A 26,977-nucleotide genomic window follows, 5' to 3' on the forward strand; every position below is an offset into this window, starting at 1 on the left:
GCGCTTGTTAGCTGTTAGTGGAGCTTCCTAAATTGCTCCGGTGTAGTCGCCGACTGCTTGCGGAAGGTGGCTACGAAGTGGCTGACATCGCGGAAGCCAACCAGCTTTGAGATAGCTTTTACCGTCAGGTCAGGCTGGGTGACAAGCAGTTCCTTGCTCTTGCGGATACGCAGGCGGACGAAATAGGCGTAGGGAGACAGGCCAAAGGTCTGCAGAAACAGGCTGTTAAGATAACGGCCGGATACCTCAAGCTGGGACGCGAGATCATAAAGTCCGATATCGGGATCGCCATAATGGACATCCATCCATTTCAGCAGCGGCTGCAGCTTGTCCACATTGCGGGAAATGGAAGTATTGTTATGCAGCCGGCCGTATTTGCTCAAGGTAAGCAGGAAGCGGTAAGCGTCGGTGGAGACGCCCAGGCTGAACATGTCGTCCGAAGCGTCATGGCGGTCAAGCATCTCCTTCAGCATATGAGGAAGAGGGGCTTCGCTTTCCCACCGGTAGAAGGAATTGGCGCCCATACCCAGCGACTCCAGGATGTGCCGGGCTGAGCTGCCGCCGAAGGTGAGATAATAGGTGCACCATAGATGTGGAGTGAGCGATTCATAGCGGTGCGGAGTTCCGGGCAGCAGCAGAACGCCGCTGCCTTCGGAGAGCGTGATTTTTTTGTTCTCAAAATATATAATGCCTTCACCCTGGGCCGTCTGCAGCCAGTGATAGGTGTCGTAGCCTTCGGGGCGGGATACTTTTTCCTGATCGGGGTTAAAGCCCATACTGTCCAGAGTAATGGGTAACTGCTGTCCGCCCTCCTGGGCAAACACAATTCTGCGTACCGCTGTCGCTGGCACAATCATCATCTCCCGTAGTTCCATATTATTATATGTATGGACCTTATTTTTATATATAAAGCGACACGTTAACCGTTTAGAATAAATATATACTTATACTATAAAGGATGTGCGAAGTGTGATCAACGATAAATTGCCAAAGATTTGGTACGGTGGAGATTACAATCCCGAGCAGTGGGATGCCCCGGTATGGGCTGAGGATGAACGGATGTTCAAACTCGCGGGAATTGATGTTGCCACAATTAATGTATTCTCCTGGGCACTGATTCAGCCGTCGGAAGACACTTATGATTTCTCCGGCCTGGATGAATTAATGGACCGCTTATATAAGAATGGAACCTATGTATGTCTGGCAACAGGAACCGGGGCACATCCGGCCTGGATGGCTCACCGTTATCCCGAAGTGACCCGCGTCGATGTACAGGGCAGAAAACGCAAGTTCGGCGGCCGGCATAACTCCAATCCGAACAGTGCGGTATACCGCAAATATGCGGCTAAACTGGCAGGCAAGCTGGCTGAGCGCTACAAGGATCATCCGGGTCTTGTCGCATGGCATATTTCCAATGAGTACGGCGGCTATGACTATTCCGAGCAGTCCGCCGCTGCGTTCCGTGTCTGGCTGAAGGAACGCTACGGTTCCCTGGATGGCTTGAACAAAGCCTGGAACACCCGTTTCTGGGGGCACACCTTCTATGACTGGGAAGAAATTGTCGTTCCGAACGAACTCAGCGAAGAATGGAACGGCAACCGCACCAACTTCCAGGGGATTTCCCTCGATTACCGCAGATTTATGTCGTACAGCCTGCTGGAATGCTATAAGATTGAATACGATGCCATCAAGGAGCATAGTACCAACATCCCTGTTACTACCAACCTGATGGGCTTCTATCCGGAACTCGATTATTTCGAATGGGCCAAACATCTGGACGTGATCTCCTGGGACAACTATCCATCGCTGGATACACCGGTCAGCCACACGGCCATGACGCATGACCTGATGCGCGGCCTCAAGAACGGCCAGCCCTTCATGCTGATGGAGCAAACGCCAAGCCAGCAGAACTGGCAGCCGTACAACTCCCTGAAGCGCCCGGGCGTAATGCGCCTGTGGAGCTATCAGGCTGTAGCGCGCGGTGCTGACACCGTCCTGTTCTTCCAGCTCCGCCGGTCCATCGGCGCTTGCGAGAAGTATCATGGCGCGGTTATCGAGCATGTGGGACATGAGCATACCCGGGTCTTCCGCGAATGCGCTGAACTTGGCAAAGAGCTGGAGCAGCTTGGCGATCAACTGCTGGATGCACGCAGCCAGGCGCAGATCGGTATTATTTACGACTGGGAAAACCGTTGGGCGCTTGATCTATCGAGCGGACCATCCGTAGCACTGGACTATGTTAACGAAGTGCACAAATATTATGACGCACTGTACCAGCAGAATATCGAAGCCGATATGATTGGCGTTGAAGAGAACCTGTCCAAGTACAAGATTGTAATCGCACCGGTGCTGTATATGATCAAGCCGGGATTTGCCGAGAAGGTTGAGGCCTTTGTTAAGGCTGGCGGCACATTCATTACCACTTATTTCAGCGGCATCGTGAACGAAAATGATCTGGTTACGGTGGGCGGCTATCCTGGAGAGCTGCGCAAGGTACTCGGCATCTGGGCCGAGGAAATTGATGCCCTGCTGCCGGGAATGAGCAATGAGATCGTCATGAACAAGGAATGGGGAATGTTAAGCGGTTCCTACAAATGCGATCTGCTATGCGATCTGATTCACTCGGAAGGTGCCGAGGTACTGGCGCAGTACGGCTCAGACTTCTACAAAGGCATGCCGGTATTGACTGTGAACAGCTTTGGTGAAGGCAAGGCCTATTATGTGGCCAGCAGTCCTGAAGTTGGATTCCTGCAAGGATTCCTTGCCAATCTGTGCAAAGAGAACGGCATTAAGCCGCTGGTAAGCGCGCCTGAGGGCATTGAATCCGTTCAGCGTGTAAAAGATGGCGTGTCCTATCTATTCCTGCTGAACCACAAAGAAGGCGATCTTAGTGCAGACATCGGCGCAGCTGAACGCACCGACCTGCTGACCGGCAAAACCTTCAGCGGCTCCGCTGTTGTTCCGGGCCGTGGCGTCCTGATTTTGTCTGACAAGAACTAAACGAGAGTGCAATAAGGGCTGTCTCCAAAGTGGATATTTCTATTCATGAGGCAGTCCTGGTTATTTTCACACTGTAAAAAACAGCAGAGCAGCAGTTCACCCCTTACGGGAGAATCGCTGCTCTGCTGTTTTTGCCTTTGCGTGGCTCGGGTCAGCATATTGAAACTCCATGTTTACTCTTCAGTAAAAGAACCGAAGTCCGTTATTTTCAAGTCATATTTGAAACTTATCTTCGACTTGCTGAATGTATCGTCCCAATGATCCTTAACCTTTTTCCATTCCGCAGGATGTTGGATGCTGAGCATCTCGCCGAAGCCGGCGACATCCGCTTTATAATCACTTTGCAGCTTCTGTATCAGCTTTTGCATCATCTGCGCCAGCTTCTCCTGAAATACGCGGCCGACTTTTTCCGAATACACAGCTGAAGTAGAATAACTGTCATTGTTCCAGGTTTCTATCAGTCGACCCTCGGTACGAATAGAGACTTCAAATGAAATGTCGTCCCCGTCTACCATGGCTTTGATTTTGCTCTTCATTGCCTTCATTTCGTAGGTCATTGGCTCGTTGTCCCAATCATAGGCTTTGATCGCACCGCTTGTGCCCTTATTAGTGAGCCAGGAGAGGCACTCCGTATCCTCCTGTGATAAGGCACCGATCCAGTGTCCTGTATCCCCTTTAATAATTCCAGCACCCGAAAACTCCGTATCGCCATCCGCTGAAATGAGGTTCTGCAGCGCATAACTCCTTTTGGAGTGCATGAGTGCATCCAGTTGTGACAGAATGACCGGATGCATCACCTTGCTTGTCCTGAATTGATTGCTGATCATTTCTTTGATGTGAAAGGAAGGGATTTCACCGGATCGCTTGGAGATGAGCGAGGCATCTGCGCGGCCTTCACTGATAAAAACCATTGTACTCGGACGGATATCGTTGTCGCGGAGCACAAAGTCCATAAGTTGATCCATCTTCTGCCGCTTGAGCAGATCAGTTGATACTATAATGACCTTGAGATGGTGCCCGATGATCGGACGTTCGTTGCGAATGGAGAATTGGCGGAAAATCTCAAGCACGGAGTCGCCGGTTCCCGATAGATTGACATAGGGGGCGGTCTGCTGGCTCGCCTGTTTTGCCATTGTACCTGTCGATTTCACCGGAACAATCTGTAACGTTACTGTAATCAAGTTCTGCTTGGAATAGGTGCCGCCTTGCTCCTCCAGCGTTTGTTCTGTGGGAGTGAGCTTGCCCGTGTCCAAGGAAAGGCCTGAATACAGCGCCAGGTCTTCAATTTCTCTGCTGCTCCAGCATCCTGTCTGCGTAACCAGAAGCAGGAGCGTGCAGAGGATGAGGGGAAGAGTCCGCTTACACATGCTGCTTCAATCCTTTCGTGCGAATAAGCCAAATGACCGAGAGTAGTACCGGCAGCAAAAAGAACAGTACGATTCCCATTTTGCCGATAGCATCGCCAAGGGTAAACAGATCATTAATAGACTTAGGCACCATAGCGGAAATGAAAATGACCGGAACAAGCGCGAAAATAACCGGATGCATGGAAACCCGGAAGATTTGGGAGATGCCCAGAGAGGCCTGAAAGAAGAAGCTGCTGAAGTTGCAGAACATTTGCATCAGCCAGATCACCATGAGCGGAAATTCCATGCGTTCGAAGAAAAATCCCGTGATTTCAAAGCTTCGAATGAGATCAATGGTGGGCCAGGTGCTTGTAATAGCAGAATCTATCGAGAGGCCTCCGATGACCATAACTACCGTCAGAAGATACAAGAATAGCGGGATGCCGATTCCCACCAGCATCGCTTTTAGCGCCTGCCGGGGATTCTGCATGAACGCCACAAGTGTCATGACGACTTCACAGCCTGTAAAGACAAGCACTGTTGACTTCAGGCCGCTGAGCACGGGAAGAATCCCGCTGCCGAGGACCGGGCGCAAATGATTAATATCAAAAAGATTGAGGCTGAAAGCGTAAGAAATGAGCAGAATCATGATGCTGATCGGAAACACGATTTGAAAGACTCTGGAAATGGAATTAATGCCGCCGTACACGAGATAGGTGCCGACCCAGATAAAGGGAAGGATGATCGCCCATGTCGGGGTGCCTTCCAGCAGGAAAAACAGTGTTACCTCCGCGAGCGAGCGGATTTCAAACCCTCCGATGATTAAGAAATAGATAATCAGAAGCAGACATAGAATACCTCCAGGAACCCGGCCAATGATCTTTCCGGCATATTGAAAAATCGTTTTTCCGGGAAACTGCTGGCTGATCTTCACCATCAGTACAATTACCGCCATAACAATCACACCACCCAGCAGCACGGACAGCCAGGAATCCGGTGTCTTCACACTTTGACTCACACTTCGCGGCAGCGTAAGGATCCCGGCGCCAAGCACGGTATTGTTCAGGAACACAGCAGCCTGTGAAGCGGTGATTTTATCGTCTGAACGAGTAAACATTGTACGGCCCCCTTCTTAAATGTGATCATGACCTCCGTTTGCTGTTTTTTGTTTTCATCATGGCAGGTCTGCGTTTCATCATTGCGAGCGGCACACGGAAGAATAAATCCTTCCAATCTCTTGGGCGAAACGGCGATACCGGCGTCAGGTAGGGCACTCCGAAGCTCTTAAGCCTGGTAAGATGGCTGCAGATGAGCAGGAAAAACAGGATCGTGCCGAACATGCCGAGAATGGCGGCAAATATCATTCCGGCAAAACGGAGAAGCCGTAAGGTAATCCCGGCGCTGTACATCGGAATAGAGAAAGAGGATATGGCAGTGACCGCAACGACAATGACCAGGAATGGGCTGACAATCCCTGCATTCACAGCTGCATCGCCAATAATCAGGCCGCCGACGATGCCCATCGCCGGGCCGATGGGTTTGGGCAGCCTGATCCCGGCCTCCCGTAAAATTTCAATCGATATCTCCAAAATCAGCACCTCGATCAGTGAAGGGAAGGGCACACCTTGCCGGGTCTTGATAATCGTGATCGCCAGCTCCGTAGGAATAAGCCCCGGATGAAATGAAATGAAGGAAATGTAAAGGGATGGAGCCATGAGTGCCATAAATGCGGCGGAGAAACGCAGCATCCGCAGAAATGATCCCGGCAGCCACCGGTCATAATAGTCCTCCGGAGATTGCAGCAGCATACTGAATGTAACCGGCACAATCAGCGCGAAAGGCGTCCCGTCCAGAAGAATGGCGATGCGGCCTTCCAGCAGGGCAGTTATAACTCTGTCAGGTCGCTCGGTACTCTGGACCTGCTGGAAAGGACTTAGGTAGTTGTCTTCAATCAACTGCTCGATATACCCCGATTCAGCGAGAAAGTCGATGTCTATTTTGGAAATACGGGTCTGTACTTCCTCCAGCAGCTCCGGATTGACAATATCCTTGATGTAGGCAACCACCAAATCCTTTTGCACGCTGCTGCCGGCCCGGTACGTCTTCAATTCAAGCTGGTCACTGAACCCCTGGCGGCGCAGCATGGAGGTATTCTCGCTCAGCACCTCGGAGAAGCCGAGTCGTGGTCCGCGCAGCAGTGCTTCTGAGACAGGTTCTGCTATCGCACGGTTCGGGCCTCCCGGAAGTTGGATCAGCAATCCCTTCGGCATTCCTTCAATCAGCAGAGCGGCATGTCCGAACAGGACGGATTTGTTGAGTTCTTCCAGATTACTGGCTTCGCGCAAATTGCTGAAGGGCAGCAGATGTTCGGCGATGCCGGAGGCGGACAAGGATTCGGCGGTGGCCTCAAACATTAGAAACTGCATCATCTTCAAATTAAGCAGCCTGTCGTTCTGCATGCCGTCCACATACATAAGCACTCCTTTTGCCTGCAGCTTCGTTAGCGTGAACTCCCTGAAGTGGAGATCACTGTTTCCGCCGATAGCCTCCTTAATGAAGTGAAGGTCGGCGGCGAAATTTCCGCTGAAGGCCGCTGCGGGAGGGGCGGTCTGCGGCAGGGCGGTATCTGATTGTGCTCTGCGGTTAGACACTTTCCCGTTGCCTGAGGCCTGTGGTCCTCTTCCGCTGCCTACATAGGAATGCAAGGTTTTGTATAGACGGCTGGCAATTATGGGGACCAGCAGAGCAATTCCAGCCTGATAAAAAACTCCCCAGCCCGGGATATAGGATAAGATCGATGCGAGCAATAAAATCAACCCCAGCTTTAAGAGTAAACAACTTTGTAAATGAAGTTTTCCAAAGTTTGCTGCGGTTTAGTCATTTCTGTAAAAATATAATTCAACAAAAACGGATGCGTCTGATTTCAGGAGCACATCCATGTCCTCAGGAATATTTAATTAGCTGTCTGCCAGTACATTTCCGGGAAGGAATTAGCGGTGGGGAATGTTGTATAATGCATAATAAAGAGGAGCATCAAGATTACCCGTTCAGGAAAGAGGCAGCAGATGAAAACCTTACTGGTAACAGGGTACCGTGCGCATGAGCTCGGTATTTTTGACAGCAAACATCAAGGCATTCCCTATATCAAAAAAGCACTTGCAGGCAGGTTGATTCCCCTCATTGAAGAGGGGCTGGAATGGATCATTACGCCCGGACAATACGGAGTGGATCTTTGGGCATGTGAGGTGGTGCTTGAGCTGAAAGTGCAGTATCCCGGACTGAAGCTGGGCATTATTACAGCCCATGCCGCACCGGAAGAGAAATGGAAGGAGGAGAAGCAAAATGAATACCGGCGGATCATTGCCGGAGCGGATTACTACGGGGCTGTAAGCAATGCTCCTTATGACGGAAGCTGGCAATTCCGGGCCAGGGATGATCTGCTGTTCCGCAAAAGCGACAGCATTCTGCTCTTCTATGATGAGGACGCTGCCGAAGGAAGCCCGAAGTATTTTAAGGAGCGGGCATTGAAGCTGCATGCGGAGGGGGATTATGGCCTGTTCCTGATGCATGCCGAGGAAATCCAGAATATCGCAGATGAAGAAAATCAACGTGAATATGAATGAGGAGGCAATGCCAATGAATTCTGTTTATGAAGAGGATATTTGTTATGTCATTCTGTTAAGCCCGACCGAACAGGACCGCAGGGATATGGAAATTATACGGGGGCATGTGCGCCATCTGCAGGAGCTGGAACGCAGCGGGCAGCTCGTGATGTGCGGTCCGTTCAGCGATGCTCCTGGCGGGATGGTCATTATCCGCGCGGAATCGCGCGAAGAAGCAGTGGCCATTGCCGAACGTGACCCTTACATCCTCTCGGGCGTCCGCAGCTACGAGCTGCGCACCTGGGACCTGTCGCATGAAGGCAACAAGCATATGGGCATAGCTGCGGATTAACGAAAGTGCCGGTTAGATAAAGCTGCGCAGCGAAGGCGCTTTACGGATCTTGTAATTCTGCTCGTACGCATAAGCCAGCTTGATCAGCATAGGCTCCTGGTAGGCCTGCGCCGAGAAGGTAACGCCGAAGGGGGCGCCGGCCGAGGTATAGCCGGAAGGCACGACGATGGACGGATATCCCGCTCTTGAGGTAATCCGCGCACCGAAGTCGGCCGGGAACAGCAGAGCATCCAGCCGGTGCTCGCTCATGGTAGCGTCGATGCCCTGTTCCTTGCAGAGCTTAAGGTCAGTGGCGCGGTCGCGCAGGTATTGCGGTTCCGTCAAGGTGCCGGAAGAGGTGTATTCAGCATCAATCAGCGTGGCTTGCCCGAACCTTAGCGTCTCGACCGGATGGGCATGATTGAAGTCGATAATGTTCTTCAGCGTGCGCATCGGAACGCCTGGACCCAGGCGGGCTAGATAGGCATTGATGGAGGTTTTGAATTCATTCAGCACAACGGAGGAATATTTGATCTCGCGTGCGGTCTTAATCTCAGCCGGGTCGATAATTGTCGCTCCAAGCTCACGCATTCTCTCCACGGAAGCGTTGAACAATGCCAGCTGCTCTTCCGTTAATTCTTCGAAATAATAATCCCGCGGAATCCCAATGCGTGCCCCCTGCAGCCCGTTTGGGTCGAGGAAGGCAGTATAATCTTCATGCAGTCTGCCTGCGCTTGTTCCCATGGCGGCATCGCCGCTATCCTTCCCGAGCATTGCATTCAGCAGCAGTACGGCATCGCGGACGGTTCTTGCCATAGGTCCTGCAGTATCCTGTGTATTGGACAGCGGGAGGATGCCCGAGCGGCTGATCATGCCTACGGTCGGCTTAATCCCGATGATCGAGCCGAGATTACCGGGGTTGAGGATGGAGCCGGAGGTCTCCGTTCCTACGGACACTGTGCAGAAGCTGCAGGCTACCGCAACCGCAGAACCGGCGCTGGAGCCGCCTGTCGGTGTGGATATGTTATAAGGGTTCAGTACCTGTCCGCCCCGGGAGCTGTAGCCCGAAGGCATGCCGTTCGTCATGAAATTGGCGAATTCGGTCATGTTGGCTTTTCCCAGAATAACAGCCCCGGCTTCCCGCAGTTTAGTAACGATATAGGCATCCTCCCCGGCAAAAGAATCCGCCAAAGCCAGCGATCCCGCACTGGTATGCATTTTATCCCCTGTATTGATATTGTCCTTCAGTAAGACCGGTATGCCGTGCATCGGCCCCCGGGGACCCTGCTGCGAACGTTCTACATCCAGAGATTCTGCGATGAACAGTGCATCCGGATTGATCTCCAGCACGGAGTTGATCGTCAGGCCATTTTTGTCATGGTCGGCAATGCGTTCAAGATACATGAGCACCAGCTGCTTCGAAGTGATCTCTCCGGCAGCAAGCGCAGTTTGAATCTCCGTTATTGTAGCCTCTACGATTTCAAAACTCATACAGGTTCACGCTTCTTTCTCTCTTTGGTTTGTCGTTCTCCTTCATCTAACCATAGTTTGCCGTGTCTTGACAGCGTTCTTTTTACGACTCCCGGGGCATGCGGATTTCGGGTTGTTTTTGATAGGGTGATTAGAGAGTTCCAGATGTTGGGTAATGAATGCTAACCAAACTTTAGCGTATGCTTTCGAAGCGAGTTTTGTCGAAGCCAATTCAGTGAGGTAACGCGCACAAAAATTTAGGAGGACAACATCTTGAGAAAATGGACAACATTCGTACTAGGAGTAACGCTGGCAGTCAGCCTGTCGGCCTGTGGCAACAATGAGGCTGCCGAAAAATCAACGAATGCTGCCGAAGCATCCGCCACTGCTGCTCCGGCACCGGAAGCAACAGAGAAGGCGGCTGCGGAGCAAACTGCAAATGAGGGGACTCCCACTGTAGAAGAGCTTATTCAGAAGACGGCAGATGCAAGCCAGGAACTGAAGAGCTTTGCGATGGAATCGCAGATTTCACAGAAGATGAGCATGACCCAAGGGGAGACGACCCAGGATCAAAACGTTGAAATGACCATGAAATCAGAATATATGAAGGACCCGCTGCAAATGCATCAGGTGATCCAGATAAATCTGGCGGGGCAGGGAGAGCAAAAGATGGAGCAGTACATTACTGATGCCGGTTCTTTTAGCTTGGTCAATGGACAGTGGATAAAAATGCCTGCTGAAATGACTGAGCAAGTAATGTCTGCTATGCAGCAATCGGCCAGTCCGGAGAAGCAGCTGGAACAATTTAAGTCCATCACAGAATTTACGAAGGTCACCGAGGATGGTGAGGATTACGTTCTAACCGCTGAGGTATCAGGGGACAATGTGAAGGAACTTGCGAAAAGCTATATGAACCAGAGCGGCAGCGCGGACCCGCAAATGACGGCTTTGATGGATCAGATGGACATTAAGAGTATGACAATCGTCTATGGAGTTAATCAAAAAACATACCTGCCCACCCGCACGGATGTGGATATGGTCATGGATATGACCACCGACAGCCAGAAAATCAGCATAGATATGAAGATGAAAAATGAGATCGGGCAGCATAATGAAATCAAGGCGATCGAGGTCCCGAAGGAAGCTTTGCAGGCAAAGGAAATACAGACGCCTTCAGCAACAGCAGCATCAAAGTAACAACCACGGCTGCAACAGAGTAAATAATAACAATCGCAAGACAAAACAAAGCCCGGCAAAGGTCATAAGGACCTTTCCGGGCTTTGCTTTATTTTGATTAAATAGGGGCGAATATATGTCTATTCCGCCGGGACAGGGACAAAACCTTCTTCCGCCAGATACTCTTCAGCTTCCTGGATTGTCTCGAAGGCCATCTCGAGCTGAAGCCCGGCGTAGAGGTACCAGAGATCTTCCTCCAGCTTCAGGCTTAAGGTATGTCCGTCTCCATTAACCCAAAGGGTATCGGCAACTGTGGCAGTTTTCTTTTTCTTTTTGCCCTGTGCAGGGACTTCCGGGATATATATGGACAAAGAAGTGATCGACGCATCCAGCAGCTCGCGCAGCTCGGACTCCGAATAGTCGCGGATATTCACAAGACCTTTGTCATCACTTTCGTAGCCCCGCAGGAGCCCGGCGAACACGTAGCCATTACCGTTAGGATGCAGGTGGGAAGCGACAGTTTTCTTCTCATGGCGGCTCTGCTCGTAGTGATAATTCACCCGCCCAAGCGATACATTGCGTCGTTCAAGCTGGGGGTAGGAATCAAGAATAGCTAATTTTTGTTCAAAAGTAAGCATATACAGCCTCCGGTTCACGGTTTATTGTAAGTGATTATACCATGTGGAGGAGCGCCGGACTACTTCTTGCACAAGCTCGTGTCAGGGTGTCAGGGCACCAGCGGCAGTGTCAGCACGAAGCGGCAGCCTTGTTCCTGGCTACTGCCCAGCACCAGTGTTCCGCCCATCGCTTCGGCGAGCAGACGGCTGAAGGTCAGACCGAGGCCCAGTCCGCGCAGTGTGCTTTGCTTGTCGTTGCTGCGGAAGAAGGCTTCGAAGACCTTGTCTCTATTATCCGGCGTAATCCCTGTTCCATTGTCCGCCACAGTAATCTCGGCGTGTCCGGCTGGAGCCAATAGAAGGCTGATGGTGAGCTGGAGGCTGCTTCCCGGTTTCTTGGCCTGCACGCTGTTATTCAATAAATTGACGATAATCTGCTGGATGCGCAGCGGATCACCCCGCAGGAACAGGGATTTCTCCGGCATGTGCAGCAGAGGTTCGTTGACATCTGCGCTTTGTGTCAGCTTCCATTGATAGATGATTTCCTCGAGCAGTGGAACTGCATCCAGCCTGTCGTGGCGGACGGCGACAATACCGGCAGTCAGGGCGTTGTAGTCGAGCAGGTCAGCGACCATACGCTGCAATCGGCTTGCTTCCAGCAAAGCGATATCAAGAAATTCTCCGGCTTCCTCCCCTTCAACCACACCTTCACGGACGGCATGGACCAGCCCTTTGATCGAAGTGACCGGTGTCTTCAGCTCATGTGAGACTCCGGCCAGCATGACTGCGCGCGACTGCTCGAATTGCTGCAGTTTTCCCGCCATCTCCTGAAAGGACATCAGCAGCTCGTGAATCTCACGTTCCTTTGCCCCTGTCTCCAGAACAATGTTATACTGGCCGCCGCTGATTTGTGCAGCGGCGGCAGCCACTTTCTGGATCGGTTTGGCCAGCTTGCTGGAGAGGAGATAGATGGTCAGCCAGCTTAAGATGATCAGAAAGACGACGAGAATCAAGAAGAAGGTAATCTCTTCCTTCGGGATATGGCGCAGGGAACGTTTGGACTGCAGGACAATGACCTGCCCCAGCGCTTCGCCGTCTCCTTGGATTTGGGCGACAGCAGCCTTGAACTCCGGGCTGCGGGAATCGTTTAACGTATCATTGAGCTTATGCCGCATCGCTTCCTCGCTGAGCGGCGGCTCAGAGAACAGCAGCTGTCCCTCTTTATCTGTGATGATCACACACATTTCCACCGTTAATTTGAAGAAGCGCTTGCGGTCCTCAACGAGCTTGCTCAGAGTCGGACTGATGTTCATGTTTCCGTCCGTGCCGACACTGCGGTCGGCGATCTCCTGGGCCAGCAGACCGGAGGTCTGCATGCGGTTGTTCATCGCTTCCTGCTGAATCCACCAGAAAGTGACGAGTGCGGTGAGCAGCAATCCGATGCTGATAATCAGCAGGTAGCGGACAGTCCAATAGAAGAGGATGGAGGTGCGTTTCTTCAGGTTGTCCATAATTGATACCCCGTTCCTCTGAGCGTGCGAATCTCCCCTTCATCCGCCGGCCAGTGCGAGAGTGCCTGGCGCAGTCTTTTGATCGATAGATCTACGGCACGGTCGCTGCCCTCATAGTCCATTTCCCATACCTGCTCAATCAGCTGTTCTCTAGTGCAAATTTGATTCGGGCGTTCAGCCAAAAATAACATCACCGACATGTCGCGCGGGCTGAGGTTGACCTCGGCACCGTTCAGGAAGAGGCTGCGTGCCGAAAAGTCGATGAACAGGCTGCCGAAATGGCGTTTGCGGCTGCCGTCAGACCACTGGGAAGGGCGGCGCAGCACCGCATTTACGCGGGCCACTACTTCTTCCGGGATAAAGGGCTTGGACATATAATCGTCGGCGCCGCCGTCCAGTCCGGCCAGCCGGTCATTGATGCCGTCCCGGGCTGTCAGCATGATGACAGGGCAGCTGCTCTTCTCGCGGATCAGGCCAAGCAGCTCGAAGCCGTCCATGTTCGGCAGCATAATGTCGAGCAGGATCAGTGCGGGAGGGGAAACTTCAAAGGCTTCCAGCGCGGCGCGTCCGTCGGCGGCGCGGGTTACGTGGAAGCCGGCTTTTTTGAGATAGGCACTAAGCACCCGGGCAATGGCTTCCTCATCTTCAACAATTAGAATCGACTTCATATCTAGTGCCTCCTTGAACATGTCCGGCAGGTTGACTGCCATACGGACAGCGGCTGCAGTTTAATTAAAATTTACGACAAGTTTACCACATTGTGCAGGCATGTGCTTTGACTTATTCCCGACATATTGCTTTGTTAGAATGGGAAACAAGCCTAACAGGGCGCATAGAAAATGGATGGAGGGAATAAGGATGAACAAAAAAACATGGGTCTGGATTGCCACAGGAGTCGTTATCATCGGAGCTGTTACGGCCTTTGCCTTCTTGAACAAGAGCTTGGGCAATAACGTTGAAATCGAGTCTGTTATTCCTGCACAGGAACAGGGAACGAATAGTGCGGGCACGGCTGCCGCGAACGCAAATGCAAATGCGAGTGGAGAAACAGCTTCCGGTGCTGCTGTTACAGCGGAACAATTGAACGGTGCCTGGAGTATTGCCGACACTTCCAAAGTCTATTGGTCGGTGACGACCTCCAAAGAGACAGTGAATTTTGTGAACGAAAAGGTGCAGGGAACCTGGAATGTGAATCTTGAGGATGCCGCCGCAATGACCGGGGAAGGGACTCTGGAGATGAGCGCGCTGGATTCCGAAAATACTCAAAGAGATGAGCATGTCAAAAGCGATGATTACCTCGCGGTAACGAAGTTCCCGCAGTCGACCTTCACCGTGAAGTCGTTCTCTGAACTGCCGGCAGAATGGACGGAAGGCACCGCAGTACCCGTAGAGATGCAAGGGACACTTACGGTCAAAGGGATTGAGAAGGACGTGACTTTCCAGTCACAGGCCGTATACAGCGGAGGACAGCTTCTGCTGTCGGGAACAACAACCGTAACATTTGAGGATTTCGGCATGGTAAGTCCACATTCCATCGTATTGGATACGGAGAACAATCTCGAAGTACGCCTGGAACTTACGCTTACTAAATAGAATATACAGAGTCTATCACGACTGTTTGTGCCTATCGCTTTTATAAGTGGAAGTCCACTTCAGTGCAGGGCTGTAAAAGGAAAAGAGCAGGGTTTCTCCCGTTATTGGAGAAACCCTGCTCTTTGTTTGTGGTTCAAACACAATTAGCTTTAAGAAGAGGAGGGGCACGAACAAGTTCTCAAACTTTGAGAGTCACTTATTCTATCCCGGAAATTTGCATCGTCCGAAGTGGCGAGTGCTGGAACCCGGCGTGCAGCCCTCCAGCGGAGCGGCGTAAAAGCTGGAAACCACGCGGATCCCGCTCAATCAAATGTATTGCTACCTTTGAATTGGCCATTCTGCGCGGATCCCGCTCAATCAAAGGTATTACTACCTTTGAATTGGCCATTCTGCGTGGAAACCGCTCAATCAAAGGTATTGCTACCTTTGAATCGGTCTTAACGGCCCGGACCGACCTGCGCGTTACGGATATCAGGCCGGGCTGCTCTGACTAATGCCCGTCTTCCGCTGCTTCTCCATCGCCGGTGGTCTTGTCAGCCGCATCTTCCTTAGGGGGAATGCTCTTCTTCGGTGTGCCCTCCAGGCCATATTCCCAATCGTACGCGTCAAAAATTTTGCGGGCAACCGGTGCGGCACTGTTCGAGCCGAATCCTCCCTCGGGGATGACTACAGCTACTGCCAGCTTTGGATTCTCACGTGGAGCAAAAGCAATAAATACCCCGTTGTCCACTGTAAACTTCGTATTGACTCCATTGACTTTTCTGTAGTATTCCTGCTGGGAGGTTCCAGTTTTGCGTGCAAAGTCATAGGGGAAACCCTCAAATGCCTTAACGTCAGTATTCATTCCTTTAATAACTTCCCGCCAGTAGGACTTGTCGAACTTCACTTCGTTCAGCACTTCCCTCCCGAACGTCTTTACGGTTTTGCCCGCCGAATCTGTGATTTTACTGACCAGCTGGGGTTTGATCCGTGCCCCCTGATTTGCCAAGGTGGAAGCATATTGTGCTAACTGCAGGGCGGTGTAACGCCCTTGCTGTCCGAAGGAGGCGAATACCAGCGCCGATTGTGCGCTGCCAGCCTCAGCTTCTTTAAAATAATTGATGATGCCCTTGTGTTCTCCCGGCAGTCCGCTATCCGGAAATTCACCAAGTCCAAAATCTCTCATATATTTATCCCAGACCTTGACACCTTTTTCATGGTATTTCTCATAAAGCTTTTTGCCGATCATATCGATCATAAATACGTTGGAGGATTTCTCAATTGCTTTGGCAGGGGAACTAAAGTATCCGTAAGCATGACCGCCGGCGTTGCGCACGGTTGTTTCGTGTCCTGCTCTGCCGAAGGTCGTGCTGCCTTTGTCCGTATAGGTACTGTTTGTTGTAATAAATCCTTCGTTCAGACCGATCAATACGGTCAGCGGTTTGATGACAGAACCTAGAAATACTGTCGATTCGAAGTTGTGTCCGGACCGCCCGGAAGAAATAGGTGTAATAGTACCGTTCTGATAATTTAGCATCAGTTCGTTCCATACCGATGTCGGAAGGGTACCCTTGGTCCACAGATTGGTGTCATAGTCCTCCATGCTGGCCATAGCTACAATATTACCGGTATCGACCTCCATGGCAACAGCGTAGCCGGTCTTGGCGTCGGGATGAACCTTTCCCTGTACCGGATTTCTGTGCACCCATTCAAGCTGATCCAAGATAGCCTGTTCTGTCTTCAGTTGAATGTTTTTGTTGATCGTAGTCCACAGGTCATTTCCTTTGACGGGTGGAACCACTTCCTCAATGCCTTCGGCTATGTTCTGTGCATTAACGCCTACCATCAGATATCCGTTGCGCCCGCGCAGCTCTCTTTGATACTGGAGTTCAAGACCGTCGTACCCGACGAACTCATCAGCTCTGTAAGCCAGACCGGGGTCTCCCTCATTTTTCATCGCCGCCAGGATGTTTCTATAAATATCCATGTCCGCATTTTTGAAAGGCTTGATATATCCAACCGTTTGTGATGCTACCGTATCCTTGTCATAATGACGTTCATCCTCTTCACTTATCGTGAGATTGGGGTATTTGCCCTTGTGCTCCATAAAGTAGGCCACTTCTTTATTCGTCAGACCGCGTTTGATCGGACGCAGCATAAAGCCGGAATAAACTTTGGAATCCAGGTCCATGGCTAAGAGTACTTTATCTTTGGTCAGTACTTCCTCTTTGGGTACCTTGGCCCCATATGTTGCGAAATCAGCTGCAAGACCGGCTGCAAGAAGGCCGGCCTTGGCGACGGCCTCTGGAGTACGGGCAGTTTTTTTGGTCTTCTTGTCCGTCGAGGTTTCGGAATATTCTCTTGTTAAAGTAAAATATAAGGTCTGCACCGACGTCGAATAGGCCAGTTTCTCTCCAGCTTGGGCATAAATAGTCCCTCTGATTGAAGCAAGCGGCACACTTTTCGTATCCCTGCTTGTTTCCTCATCTTTGAGCGTAGGTCCCTCCACAAACTGTAGAATGGCAAGACGGACAATAATAATGCAGAATATAATAAACGTGCTGAAGAAAAACACATTGATGCGCAGACTAAGCGACTGGTTCGTTTTTTGGTCATCAGATAAAGAATTTGATTTGAAAATAGACTTCACATGCAGCCTCCCCTACAGATTAAATTGATCCTGTTTGCAGATAGATTATTGAATGAAAATCAGACTTTACCATATTGTACCACAATATACCATCTAGTTTAAAAACGGATAACTATAGGAGGAAAAACGATGATTGAAGTAGCAGCGGCGATTATACATAATAAAGAAGGGCAGATATTGATTGCCCGCAGGCGGCAGGGCAAATCGCAGGCCGGATTGTGGGAATTCCCCGGCGGCAAGCTGGAGGCCGGCGAAGATGTCCCGCAGTGTCTGCGAAGAGAGCTGATGGAGGAGTTGAATATCACCATACGTCCCACCGGGGCTTACGGGGTCAATGAGCATAACTATGGCAGTGTGCAGATCCTGCTGATTGCCTGGAAAGCGGAGTTTCTGGAAGGGGAGATCAGTCTCAGCGATCATGATGAGTACAGCTGGGTGCTGCCTGCTGAACTGGAGAGTTTTGTTTTTGCTCCGGCCGATGTTCCTTTTGTAGAAAGATTGCTGGAAGAGTCCCGCTGATGCTGATCTGAGCCGATATATAAACTTAAAGGAGCTGTTTGATTTTGGCTGAATATCCGAAGCTTGTGCGTGATGGCATTCCGGGGCTGATAGCTTCTCAGGGGCGAACCTTGACTTCCCGAATACTGGAACCTGAAGAATACATAGAATATTTGCGCGCGAAGTTGCGCGAAGAAACGGCGGAGTACTTCAAGGCCGCGAGCGATGAGCATGCACTGGAGGAGCTGGCCGATATGCTGGAGGTCATCCGCGCTTTGGCACAAACTCATGGAGCGGACAGTGAAGTTCTGGAGAACATTCGTGCAGAGAAGGCGGAGCGCCGCGGAGCATTTAAGGAACGGATTTTGCTGCTGCAGCTGGAGGAAGCACACTAGCGGACAATGAGGGAGTTGCCGCATGATTTTTGGTGAGGAGGTACATCCCATGTTCAAAAAGAAAGTGACTTTTACGCTATGTATTATTTCTGCAATTATACCCATTGTGTTATACATCTACCTTTACCCGCGGATGCCGGATTTTGTGCCAATTCACTATGATGGGGATGTAGTTGACCGGTTTGTAGACAAAGGGAGCTACGAGGTGCTGCTGATCAGTTTGTTCGGCTGGTGCGGTTTTGTGTTTATCCGGCTGCTACATTGGCTGCTGCGAAAAGTGTTCATGCGCAGCTACATTGAGAATCTCGCTGTTGTGCACCGAACCTGGAATGCGGCAACGCTGCTTGTGACAGTGGGGTGCTCCGTGACTAGTATATGTGCGCTGCTTGCTATGGCCTAGGGGACACCCCTAACTCTTTTACAGGAGAAGCGCAGTTTGATAGAATCAAAGGGACTAGCAATAGTCCCAAGGAGGAGATATTAGTGTCAGTAGATAACGCTTACAAAGTAAAATGGGGCATTCTCAGCACGGGCTGGATTGCTCACCAGTTTGCTACAGACCTGGCTCATGCCAGCAATGGGACCGCTTATGCCGTGGGATCACGTACGCAGGCAAGCGCTGATGAATTCGCCAAAAATCACGGCATCCCTGTGGCCTATGCTACTTACGAAGATTTGGTGAGCGATCCGGAAGTGGACGCCATCTATATTGGCACACCTCATCCGTTCCATAAGGACAATGTGCTGCTTGCGCTGCGCGCCGGCAAAGCCGTGCTGTGCGAGAAACCGTTCACCGTGAACAGCAGTGAATTGGAAGAAATTGTGGCGTATGCCCGCGAGCAGAAGCTGTTCCTGATGGAAGCCATGTGGAGCCGCTACATTCCTGCGAACGTCAAGGTCAGAGAATGGTTATCTTCCGGAAGGATCGGTGATGTTCGTCTGGTGAAGGCAGATCTCGGCTTTCGTTCCGACTGGAATCCGGAAGGACGTCTGCTGAACCCGGCGCTCGGCGGCGGTGCACTGCTGGATGTCGGCATCTATCCGATTTCATTTGCTTCAATGGTCTTTGGGCCTCATCCAGAAACCATCTCCAGCACCGTGCATATCGGTGATACCGGGGTAGATGAGCATTTCTCGCTGCTGCTGTCCTATGGCGACGGCAAAAGCGCTTCACTGAATGGCGGTATCCGTCTCAAAATGCTGGAGGAAGCCCATGTATTCGGGACAGAAGGTCATATCCTTGTCAAAGGAACACTGGTGAATCCTAGGTCAGCTGAGCTTTACATCGGCGGTGAGCTGGTCGAGACCTTTGAGGATGACCGTACCTCGATCGGATATTCCTTTGAAGCCGAGGATGTGGGACGCTGTCTCCAGGCCGGACTTACGGAAAGCCCGGTGATGACGCTCGATGAGTCCGTAGCCATCATGAAGCTGCTGGATCAGGTCCGTGGACAATGGGGACTTAAGTATCCTGGTGAATAAGAGAGCAACGCTGTTATAACAGATTGGCGGCCCCCGGAGAATGTTCACATCACTCCGGGGGCCGCTGTATATCGGGAGGCGGATAGGAGCTTCCCGATATACGGAAAGATTATCGGCAAATATACTTTTTGACATCCCGCACCTTCAGTACCTTCATATTTCCCTCGAGCAAAGATCTATCACTTATTATCCAGGTATGATCTTTGGAGTTCCTTCTGCGGATCGCCAGGAAATTGTAAGGACTTCCCGCGTAGATTTTAAATCCTTTGCTGAGGCTGCGGGAGCAGAACTTCACGCATTCATTCCGGTTTAGATCTGGAAAATCCACCTGCTCCAAAACAGCACGCTTGATGAGTAAGGTTGCCCCTTGTACCAGAGAAACATATTGATCAGCCCGTTTGGGATAACGGAGCAGGAGCAGTTTTTTACCGTTCAGGTACATGAAGTGGGCGCGTTTGCCGACAATATCGGCATTGGTATCCACCATGCTGCGGCGGCTGCCGGACAGATAGCCAGGGGCGTAATAATCGTCATCGTCAAATTTGGCAATCAGCCCGTATCTGGCCATTTTCACGCCATAATTCAGGCAGGAACCCAGCGAGACATGCCCGGGCAGGCTATACACCCTCACATTAGGATATGGCAACGCGGCCCTGATATAATCGCTTAGCTTCAGGCTTGGATGATTCAAGATCACGATCAGCTCTTTATTCCTGTAATTCTGTCTGTCGTAATTGTGGAAAAGGGTGTCCATATTTTGTCTCCGTTTGGTGCACGTAATGATCGAAACCGCATCCTTCTCGTAAGCAAGATATGGGGAAATCATGAGCGGATATCCTTGGGCTTTTTCTGCACAAATTTTTTGTAATTCTTTACAGACGGAATCGTTTTATGATGAGCAATCAGTTCTTTATCGCTGATGATCCAGGTATGATTGGAGGAGTTTTTCCGGCGGATGGCGACAAAGTTGTATTTTCCTGCGGAATACACCTTGTAGCCCATTTTTTTGCTCCTGATGCAAAATAGATCGTCTTCCCCAACGTTTCGATCCGGAAATTTCACTTTGCTTAATACGTTGCGCTTAATGAAAAGAGTAGCTCCCGGGAGTTTGCTTACGGGCCGGTTCTCATCATGTGGAAAGCGGAGAATCAGTGTTTTGGAGCCCTGCAGATACATATAATGCGACCGCTTGCCAATTACGTCGGCTTTTGTTCTGCGCAAGGCCTGCAAACTATCCGTCAAATAATAGGGGGCGTAATAATCATCATCATCAAATTTGGCAATATAGCTGTATTTCGCCTTCCGCACAGCGAAGTTTAGACAAGCGCCGAGAGAGGTAGAGGCAGGGATGCGGAAAATGTGTACATTGCGGAGCTTTTTGGCCTGCTTATAGTAGGAATCAAGCGGAATCTTATTGTTGTTCACGATGATGATAAGTTCTTTTGTCCGGTATTTCTGTCTATTGAAATTATTAAACAAGTTACGCAAATAACCTTGGCGGTTCGTGCAGGTGATAATGGAAACTCCCTGCTTGTTTAAAGAGCCTGCGGCACCGGCTTCCATTACATCGCTCCCTTTATCCGTAATCTTCCTTTACTATATATATGTGCACGGACAATGGCGGTAACGGCAGATGACGCGACAATGTACTGCCTATTAGGCATAACGTTGATATTTAGGAAATCATGCAAAGGAGGTACTGCAATGGGATTAGATATGGATCGTTATCAAGGCTGTCTGCAAGGGTTGGCGGTTGGAGATGCTCTGGGGACCACAGTGGAATTCAAGGCCCCCGGCACGTTTGTGCCTATGGAGGATATCATAGGAGGCGGCGTGTTTGAACTGCTGCCCGGACAATGGACGGACGATACTTCGATGGCGCTTTGCCTGGCGGAAAGTCTGCTGGCGAAGCAGGGCTTTGACGCTGCTGATCAGATGCAGCGTTATACAGAGTGGTTCCGCGAGGGTTATCTGAGCAGCACGGGGGAATGCTTCGATATCGGCAACTCCACACGGGCGGCACTGCAGCATTTCGAGGACACTGGTGAAGCTTACAGCGGATCGGAGGATCCCCGTTCAGCCGGGAACGGCTCGATCATGCGCCTTGCTCCGGTGGTCATGTACTATGCGCAGCATCCGGCAGCTGCCATAGACTTTGCGGCACGCAGTTCAAGGACAACCCATGCCGCAGAGGAGTGTCTGAGCGCATGCCGCCTGATGGCCGCCTACATCCTCGCCGGGCTGCATGGCTGGCGCAAGGAAGAAATGCTGGCCCCTGATGCATTTGCCGAATGGCTTCAGCAGGACCTGCTGACACCGCATCTTGCCGACATTTATACCGGTTCTTATAAGCAGAAGGAGCCTCCGCAGATTCAAGGTACAGGTTATGTCGTTGAATCGCTGGAAGCGGCGCTGTGGGCTTTTCACAAATCGGCAAGCTTCGCCGAAGGTGCACTGCTCGCCGTCAATCTGGGGAATGACGCCGATACTACCGGCGCAGTCTACGGCCAAATTGCCGGAGCCTATTATGGTCTAAGCGGCATCCCGGCGGGCTGGGCCGGCAAGCTGGCGATGCAGGCGCTGATTAGCGACTACGCCAGGCGGCTGTTTGCAGAGCGCACGGGGAGATAAGCGGGATGGGCAGGAAGTAGGGAAGCCTTTGGCGTGGAAAAACGCCCCCCTGTCAGAAGAGCAGGGGGGCATACGCATGCCTATCGGCATGGGAATTCTTGTTTATATTATGTAATCCTAGATGTACTAGAGCCTGTCTTCAAACTGGAAGAGCTCTGGGGAAGCAAGGATTTAGTATTGAAAGTAGGGCCCTAAAAGCCCGCAGCGGGTTCGTTTACCCGTAAACATTCCTGTATACGCTAAGTTTTCAGCTTAGACAAAAACAAGAGCGCCTCGTATGATGGGGGTGTAAGGGGTCTACAGCCCTAAAAACCCATCAGGAGGCGCTTACTATGAAGTCTAACCGAAACGATAGGACAAATCAACGCATTGAACGAATTAGCATGCAGCATGCAGTGGTCGGGATCGACATCGCTAAGGATGCACACGCCGCACAGATGACCGATTTTCGCGGACGTTCGCTCACTCCCCGTCACCTGTCTTTCCCTAACACACTGGAAGGCTTTGAGAAGTTTTTGCGCTGGGTAAAGGAAGCTCAGTCGAAGCATCGGCTGACATCCCTTCTAATCGGTCTGGAGCCCACCGGCCATTACTGGTTTAACCTCGCCAATTGGCTGCTTCAGCAAGGGATCGAGGTGGTGTTGGTCAATCCAGTGACGACTCACCGCAACAAAGAGAACCGGGACAATAGTCCATCCAAGAACGACCCCAAGGATGCGCTTGTCATTGCGGACGTCGTAAGCCGTGGCTATTACACAGACTACGTTACTCAGGCAGCCGTATTCGAACGGTTAAAGACGCTCATGAGCGATAGAGAGTATTGGGTCAAACAATCGACAAGCCTGGGCAACCGGATCGTTCGCTGGATAGACCTTTACTTCCCGGAATTTCGCCAAGTCTTCCCGGACTGGACGGTGCTAAGGTCGCTGGCGTCGCTCCACGCTTGCCCTATGCCGTGTGACCTAAAGAGACTGAGCATCGACGAAGTCATTGACCATTGGCGTAAGCAAGGGATGAGACGTGCTTCTGGCGTCAGCGGCAGAGCTAAGGCGGCGGCCTTGCTGGCAGCAGCAACGCACAGTATTGGCGATACGAGGGCAACGGAAGAAGCGCGGCAAGACATCCGCCGCCTGCTTCAAACCTATGAGCACGTGGTCGCTATGCTCGGCGAAATGGATGAGGCCATCCAATCTATCTTGGCGGAGATCCCCTTGGCCGAGCAGTTGCGGAGCATCTGCGGGCTTGGAAACATGACGCTGGCAGCCATTCTGGCTTCAGCTGGCGACTTGCGCCTCTATGCGCATGGCAGGCAATTGTTGCGGCGAGCCGGCCTGAATCTGGCCGAGTGCACCTCCGGCAAATTCAAAGGACAAATCAAGCTCTCCAAACGCGGCGACAGTACGCTCCGCAAACACTTATACTGGGGGATGCTGAATCTCGTGCGGCAAAACCCCGATTTCAAGCGGTGGCATGCGCACAACCAGGCGCAGGGTATGAAGAAGCAGGCGTCGCTTTTTAAACTGATTGGCAAGCTGGCTCGTATTCTGATCGGCATGGTGCAGCGAGGGGAAACATACCGCAGTGCACTTGCAGCCCCGGTTGCCGCGTAAACCCGAACCACGAGAATTGACTTATTCGCAGGATTGTACAGCATATATGCATAAGAGAACCGAGTGCTTGAGTCCGTAAGGGCATTGACCCGTTAAGTAAACGCTATCGGTCTCCACGCCATGGACAGGTGTAACGAAGGAATGTGAGGGCGTAGACCCGTTGAGATCTGGGAGGGTGAACCTCCGTGGGCCAAGTGGAGTGTGCAGGATATCGACGATCTAAAGGCACGTCATGCGTTGCTTCTGTTCCCGCCCGCCCGCTAGCCGCTCGACGGTTCAATTTCCATCGCAAGCCAACCATCTCCACCGCTTCGTAGCGATGAAATCCTGCGAATGAGTGAGCATTCGTGAGAATCCCTCTTAATTACGAGGGACGGACTCAGGAGGCGCTATGGAGAGTAAACTCCCTGTTTATTCTCTTTTGCGGACCCAGGCGACCTTATCTGCTCTGCATTCTAGCTAAAAACGGTCAGCAGGGAGAAATAACTGCGCTGGAGTCCGTTGTCCTCCTGTAACAGGCTAAAAGCCCCAATTAAGTGCAACTCGGTCCGTTCGTGCTCAGAGCCAGGAATACACTTTCCAGTCGCACACACACGCCTTCGGAAGAAGAGCGAAGTCTTTGAAACACCGAGACGTAAGCCTCCACCGAAAAAACTACCTAGTGGCGAAACGCCTTTCTCCGCATGTGATCAGAAAATGGTACTGTACCCATGATTCCTTAGGGCATACAGCGGCAGGTTTTGGCGGGGAAGTGGTTTGAAGACATGCCCTAGACTAATTGGTCAATCTGGCTGCCCGGAGGGATTTTTTCTTTATTTGCTTCTGCATAGATCTGTATTTCCGGCGTTGATGAAGCACCTTCGGTTGCCGGATCCTTCTTGTCTTGCACATCTGCAGGAGATTCGTTCGGACTAACTGGCGAAGGGGCTGATTGTACAGCTTCTGTCATTTTATCCTGGGCGCTTTTAGCAATATTCATGAGTTTCTGATCCAGATTGGAAGCTCTTTGGAATAGTCTTGCAGACTTTACAGGGTTACTGTTTTCCAAGGATTTCGCTTCAGTACGCAAAGTGATTTGCGCCATTCTCACAGAACCGCTTTGCTTTAAATCATTATGGGCGGATATAACGCCGTTTAAGGTGTACGTTGTATAGGCAAGCTGCTGTTCCTCAGGCGTTTGTTTGTCCGGGCTCCACGATTTTTGGGAAAGCTCCTCCTCCTTCTTTTTTTTAGTGTCTTCATCCAAACCCTGTGTCTTGCGCTGGTTTTCGACAGAATTCATTCGAATTTGCTCGTCCAGCTGCTGAATTTGCTCATCCAGTGAAGCGAGCTCGGCCTGAACCACTTCGGGACTATCCCCTCTTTTAAGGGCGTTGCCCACATACTCGGAACGTCTGTCGATCAGGGACTGCTTTTGCTCGGTCAATTGATTAATTAGCTTTGTCTGCGGATTTGCTGGAATCTTCATGTCTGGACCGGGCTTCTGTTCTGCCCCCTTTCGCTGTAGCCGACCGTGATCGGCTAATGGAAGGGGCGAACGCTGAATAGAACGCGATACATTCATACGGAACCTCCAATTTGTAGATGTATATACTAAATAAAGTTAAAGCTATGTATATATATCGGTCTTATCAGCCGTTTTGTTAATTAGTAAAGGGGGCTTATAATGAAAGTAGCAGTTCAGGAATAGTAGGAATCATAATGGCTTAAGCAGGGGATGAGAGGGTGTAAAGTGAAAACAATATTGCTAAAGTACCTGACCAGATTCACATCTCTTAATGAAGAAGAGCAACAGGCAATTGTTGAGGAAATTCATATTGAGGAATACAAAAAAGGGACAACGCTCCTTAGACAAGGAGATGTCCCTACTAAATGTTATTTTGTGATGAAGGGCTGTGTGAGACAGTACTCCATAGATCAGGCGGGAAAAGAGTTCACATCTAATTTCTACACAGAAGAACAAGGCATTTCAAGTTTCAATCGTCATAAACATGATAAGTCATCCGAGTATTCTTTAACATGTCTGGAAGACTCCATATTGGTCGTTGGTGATCTTGATACCGAACAGGACATGTATCATAAACACTCCCAATTGGAGTCCATGACACGCAGGATGGTAGAGGCCAACTTTGGTGAAGTCCAAGAGGAATTCGCTGCATTTATCGGCTCTACGCCTGAAGAGCGCTACAAGACACTTTTGCTGAAACGGCCATATTTAGTCGATCGTGTACCCCAGCATCAGTTGGCGAGTTATCTTGGGGTTACCCCAGAGTCACTAAGCAGAATTAAAAAGCGGATTAATCAGGATAAGATTTAGGCAGAGATCATGCTTTTTTCGGGACTTTTCCGCCTTTGATCATCAGCCATATCCCAAACCCCAGTTCTCCAACAATCATTGGCACATTAAATACAAATTCAAGGATCGTAATGAACTCATCGTATTGTGGAAGAAACGATTTGCAGAAGTGAATGATAATATATCCTGCTGCAGCAATTAACAATAAGATGCCAATGACTTTAGGGATGGTGTCAGATCGGAAAGCGACATAACCCACAATCATTAGATGCCCGCCAAAAATGATCAAACCGGCCGACCAGATCAATTCAAAAGCTTCCAAAAACAGCATCACAAATCCCTGTAGTTGACCGGTTGTAAATAATGATAAATAGTCTGCGCCGCTCGAGAGAAGCATCACTAATAGCAAACTCAGTATGGCAATACCCAATATAGCCGAATAGATAAGACGGAACCATACACCGAGCAAGGACAGCTTTTTATCAATGGGCTTCAGGATAAGATAGAATGCCCAGGCAACTACGATGTCACAGATCAGGATAAGAAGCCAGCCAAAGATTTCAGCCCTGAAAAGCATATTGGATGACCTGAGATTGTTCAATGTAGCACTGGCATCGCCTTGTATAACAAGACTTCCATGAACATAACCATAGGAAAAATATACTGCAATCGCCATGATGATAAGTGATATGCCGGCAGTTAGTGCTGTTTTCCGCAGTTCCAACCCTTCTTTAACTGGGGTAGTCATAATTTAACCTCCTTGTTTACATTGTTGATTTCATTGTAAACG

The 26,977-nt window shown here is 50.7% G+C and carries 25 protein-coding genes; 12 read left to right on the forward strand and 13 right to left on the reverse strand.

Going from position 1 to position 26,977, the window contains the following annotated elements; all coding sequences use genetic code 11:
- Positions 1 to 14 precede the first annotated feature (14 nt).
- Entirely contained in the window at positions 15 to 851 is an 837-nt protein-coding gene (locus tag H70357_RS04495; RefSeq protein WP_442950456.1) for an AraC family transcriptional regulator, read from the reverse strand.
- Between the two features lie 118 nt (positions 852 to 969).
- On the opposite strand from H70357_RS04495, the gene H70357_RS04500 reads away from it, so the two are divergent.
- A complete protein-coding gene (locus tag H70357_RS04500; protein WP_038586236.1) occupies positions 970 to 3,000 on the forward strand; it encodes a beta-galactosidase in 2,031 nt (676 codons plus the stop codon).
- A gap of 173 nt (positions 3,001 to 3,173) precedes the next feature.
- Here H70357_RS04500 and H70357_RS04505 read toward each other — a convergent pair whose 3' ends face one another.
- From H70357_RS04505 to H70357_RS04515, 3 genes are read right to left on the reverse strand one after another with little or no spacing between them, the layout of a single operon-like run.
- The gene (locus H70357_RS04505) at positions 3,174 to 4,367 is read right to left on the reverse strand and encodes a Ger(x)C family spore germination protein (protein ID WP_038586238.1); all 1,194 of its coding nucleotides are present in this window, start codon (positions 4,365 to 4,367) and stop codon (positions 3,174 to 3,176) included.
- On the reverse strand, positions 4,360 to 5,463 hold the full coding sequence (locus H70357_RS04510; RefSeq protein WP_038586241.1) for a GerAB/ArcD/ProY family transporter: 1,104 nt from the start codon (positions 5,461 to 5,463) through the stop codon (positions 4,360 to 4,362). The genes H70357_RS04505 and H70357_RS04510 overlap by 8 nt, the downstream gene beginning before the upstream one ends.
- Before the next feature lie 25 nt (positions 5,464 to 5,488).
- Entirely contained in the window at positions 5,489 to 7,153 is a 1,665-nt protein-coding gene (locus H70357_RS04515) for a spore germination protein (RefSeq protein WP_038586244.1), read from the reverse strand.
- A 258-nt stretch (positions 7,154 to 7,411) separates the two neighbouring features.
- Here H70357_RS04515 and H70357_RS04520 point away from each other — a divergent pair, with 258 nt between their 5' ends.
- Positions 7,412 to 7,969, forward strand: a complete 558-nt coding sequence (locus tag H70357_RS04520; RefSeq protein WP_038586247.1) for an SLOG family protein — start codon at positions 7,412 to 7,414, stop codon at positions 7,967 to 7,969.
- 13 nt (positions 7,970 to 7,982) lie between these two features.
- Positions 7,983 to 8,300: a YciI family protein gene (locus tag H70357_RS04525; protein ID WP_081965684.1), complete on the forward strand. Its 318-nt coding sequence runs from the start codon at positions 7,983 to 7,985 to the stop codon at positions 8,298 to 8,300.
- A 12-nt stretch (positions 8,301 to 8,312) separates the two neighbouring features.
- On the opposite strand, the gene H70357_RS04530 is transcribed toward H70357_RS04525, so the two are convergent.
- Entirely contained in the window at positions 8,313 to 9,770 is a 1,458-nt protein-coding gene (locus H70357_RS04530) for an amidase family protein (protein ID WP_038586250.1), read from the reverse strand.
- A gap of 252 nt (positions 9,771 to 10,022) precedes the next feature.
- On the opposite strand from H70357_RS04530, the gene H70357_RS04535 reads away from it, so the two are divergent.
- Positions 10,023 to 10,946 carry a DUF6612 family protein gene (locus H70357_RS04535; RefSeq protein WP_052091818.1) on the forward strand — a complete coding sequence of 308 codons (924 nt, stop codon included), beginning with the start codon at positions 10,023 to 10,025 and terminating at the stop codon, positions 10,944 to 10,946.
- 119 nt (positions 10,947 to 11,065) lie between these two features.
- Here the strand turns inward: H70357_RS04535 and H70357_RS04540 are convergent, their stop codons facing one another.
- The 3 genes from H70357_RS04540 to H70357_RS04550 form a co-directional block, all read right to left on the reverse strand.
- Positions 11,066 to 11,563 carry a hypothetical protein gene (locus H70357_RS04540; RefSeq protein ID WP_038586253.1) on the reverse strand — a complete coding sequence of 166 codons (498 nt, stop codon included), beginning with the start codon at positions 11,561 to 11,563 and terminating at the stop codon, positions 11,066 to 11,068.
- An 89-nt stretch (positions 11,564 to 11,652) separates the two neighbouring features.
- Positions 11,653 to 13,053 (reverse strand): sensor histidine kinase, encoded by a 1,401-nt coding sequence (locus H70357_RS04545; protein WP_038586256.1) that lies wholly within the window; start codon positions 13,051 to 13,053, stop codon positions 11,653 to 11,655.
- Positions 13,041 to 13,721: a response regulator transcription factor gene (locus tag H70357_RS04550; protein ID WP_038586258.1), complete on the reverse strand. Its 681-nt coding sequence runs from the start codon at positions 13,719 to 13,721 to the stop codon at positions 13,041 to 13,043. The genes H70357_RS04545 and H70357_RS04550 overlap by 13 nt, the downstream gene beginning before the upstream one ends.
- 190 nt (positions 13,722 to 13,911) lie before the next feature.
- On the opposite strand from H70357_RS04550, the gene H70357_RS04555 reads away from it, so the two are divergent.
- The gene (locus H70357_RS04555) at positions 13,912 to 14,646 is read left to right on the forward strand and encodes a YceI family protein (protein WP_038586261.1); all 735 of its coding nucleotides are present in this window, start codon (positions 13,912 to 13,914) and stop codon (positions 14,644 to 14,646) included.
- Between the two features lie 490 nt (positions 14,647 to 15,136).
- Here H70357_RS04555 and H70357_RS04565 read toward each other — a convergent pair whose 3' ends face one another.
- Positions 15,137 to 17,275: a peptidoglycan D,D-transpeptidase FtsI family protein gene (locus tag H70357_RS04565; RefSeq protein WP_038586266.1), complete on the reverse strand. Its 2,139-nt coding sequence runs from the start codon at positions 17,273 to 17,275 to the stop codon at positions 15,137 to 15,139.
- Between the two features lie 129 nt (positions 17,276 to 17,404).
- Between H70357_RS04565 and H70357_RS04570 the strand changes: the two genes are divergently transcribed.
- From H70357_RS04570 to H70357_RS04585, 4 genes are all read left to right on the forward strand, one after another.
- Positions 17,405 to 17,794, forward strand: coding sequence for a (deoxy)nucleoside triphosphate pyrophosphohydrolase (locus tag H70357_RS04570; RefSeq protein ID WP_038586269.1), 390 nt, complete (start codon positions 17,405 to 17,407; stop codon positions 17,792 to 17,794).
- Positions 17,795 to 17,838: 44 nt separating this feature from the next.
- Positions 17,839 to 18,168, forward strand: coding sequence for a nucleoside triphosphate pyrophosphohydrolase (locus H70357_RS04575; protein WP_038586272.1), 330 nt, complete (start codon positions 17,839 to 17,841; stop codon positions 18,166 to 18,168).
- A gap of 49 nt (positions 18,169 to 18,217) precedes the next feature.
- Positions 18,218 to 18,568 (forward strand): DUF1648 domain-containing protein, encoded by a 351-nt coding sequence (locus H70357_RS04580; protein WP_038586275.1) that lies wholly within the window; start codon positions 18,218 to 18,220, stop codon positions 18,566 to 18,568.
- Positions 18,569 to 18,651: 83 nt separating this feature from the next.
- Positions 18,652 to 19,650, forward strand: a complete 999-nt coding sequence (locus H70357_RS04585) for a Gfo/Idh/MocA family protein (RefSeq protein ID WP_038586277.1) — start codon at positions 18,652 to 18,654, stop codon at positions 19,648 to 19,650.
- 109 nt (positions 19,651 to 19,759) lie between these two features.
- On the opposite strand, the gene H70357_RS04590 is transcribed toward H70357_RS04585, so the two are convergent.
- Entirely contained in the window at positions 19,760 to 20,476 is a 717-nt protein-coding gene (locus H70357_RS04590; RefSeq protein ID WP_038586279.1) for a glycosyltransferase family 2 protein, read from the reverse strand.
- Positions 20,473 to 21,213 (reverse strand): glycosyltransferase family 2 protein, encoded by a 741-nt coding sequence (locus tag H70357_RS04595; RefSeq protein ID WP_038586282.1) that lies wholly within the window; start codon positions 21,211 to 21,213, stop codon positions 20,473 to 20,475. Before H70357_RS04595 ends, H70357_RS04590 begins: the two co-directional genes overlap by 4 nt.
- Before the next feature lie 141 nt (positions 21,214 to 21,354).
- Between H70357_RS04595 and H70357_RS04600 the strand changes: the two genes are divergently transcribed.
- Positions 21,355 to 22,281: an ADP-ribosylglycohydrolase family protein gene (locus H70357_RS04600; RefSeq protein WP_038586285.1), complete on the forward strand. Its 927-nt coding sequence runs from the start codon at positions 21,355 to 21,357 to the stop codon at positions 22,279 to 22,281.
- 332 nt (positions 22,282 to 22,613) lie between these two features.
- Positions 22,614 to 23,891: an IS110 family RNA-guided transposase gene (locus H70357_RS04605; protein ID WP_038585209.1), complete on the forward strand. Its 1,278-nt coding sequence runs from the start codon at positions 22,614 to 22,616 to the stop codon at positions 23,889 to 23,891.
- A 769-nt stretch (positions 23,892 to 24,660) separates the two neighbouring features.
- Here the strand turns inward: H70357_RS04605 and H70357_RS04610 are convergent.
- Complete coding sequence (locus tag H70357_RS04610; RefSeq protein ID WP_038586287.1) at positions 24,661 to 25,455, reverse strand: hypothetical protein; 795 nt, start codon at positions 25,453 to 25,455, stop codon at positions 24,661 to 24,663.
- Between the two features lie 168 nt (positions 25,456 to 25,623).
- On the opposite strand from H70357_RS04610, the gene H70357_RS04615 reads away from it, so the two are divergent.
- A complete protein-coding gene (locus H70357_RS04615; RefSeq protein ID WP_038586290.1) occupies positions 25,624 to 26,208 on the forward strand; it encodes a Crp/Fnr family transcriptional regulator in 585 nt (194 codons plus the stop codon).
- A gap of 7 nt (positions 26,209 to 26,215) precedes the next feature.
- Here the strand turns inward: H70357_RS04615 and H70357_RS04620 are convergent, their stop codons facing one another.
- The gene (locus H70357_RS04620; RefSeq protein WP_038586293.1) at positions 26,216 to 26,935 is read right to left on the reverse strand and encodes a DUF4386 domain-containing protein; all 720 of its coding nucleotides are present in this window, start codon (positions 26,933 to 26,935) and stop codon (positions 26,216 to 26,218) included.
- Positions 26,936 to 26,977: the final 42 nt, after the last annotated feature.

The sequence above is a fragment of the Paenibacillus sp. FSL H7-0357 genome (genome assembly GCF_000758525.1).
Taxonomy (GTDB): domain Bacteria; phylum Bacillota; class Bacilli; order Paenibacillales; family Paenibacillaceae; genus Paenibacillus_AQ.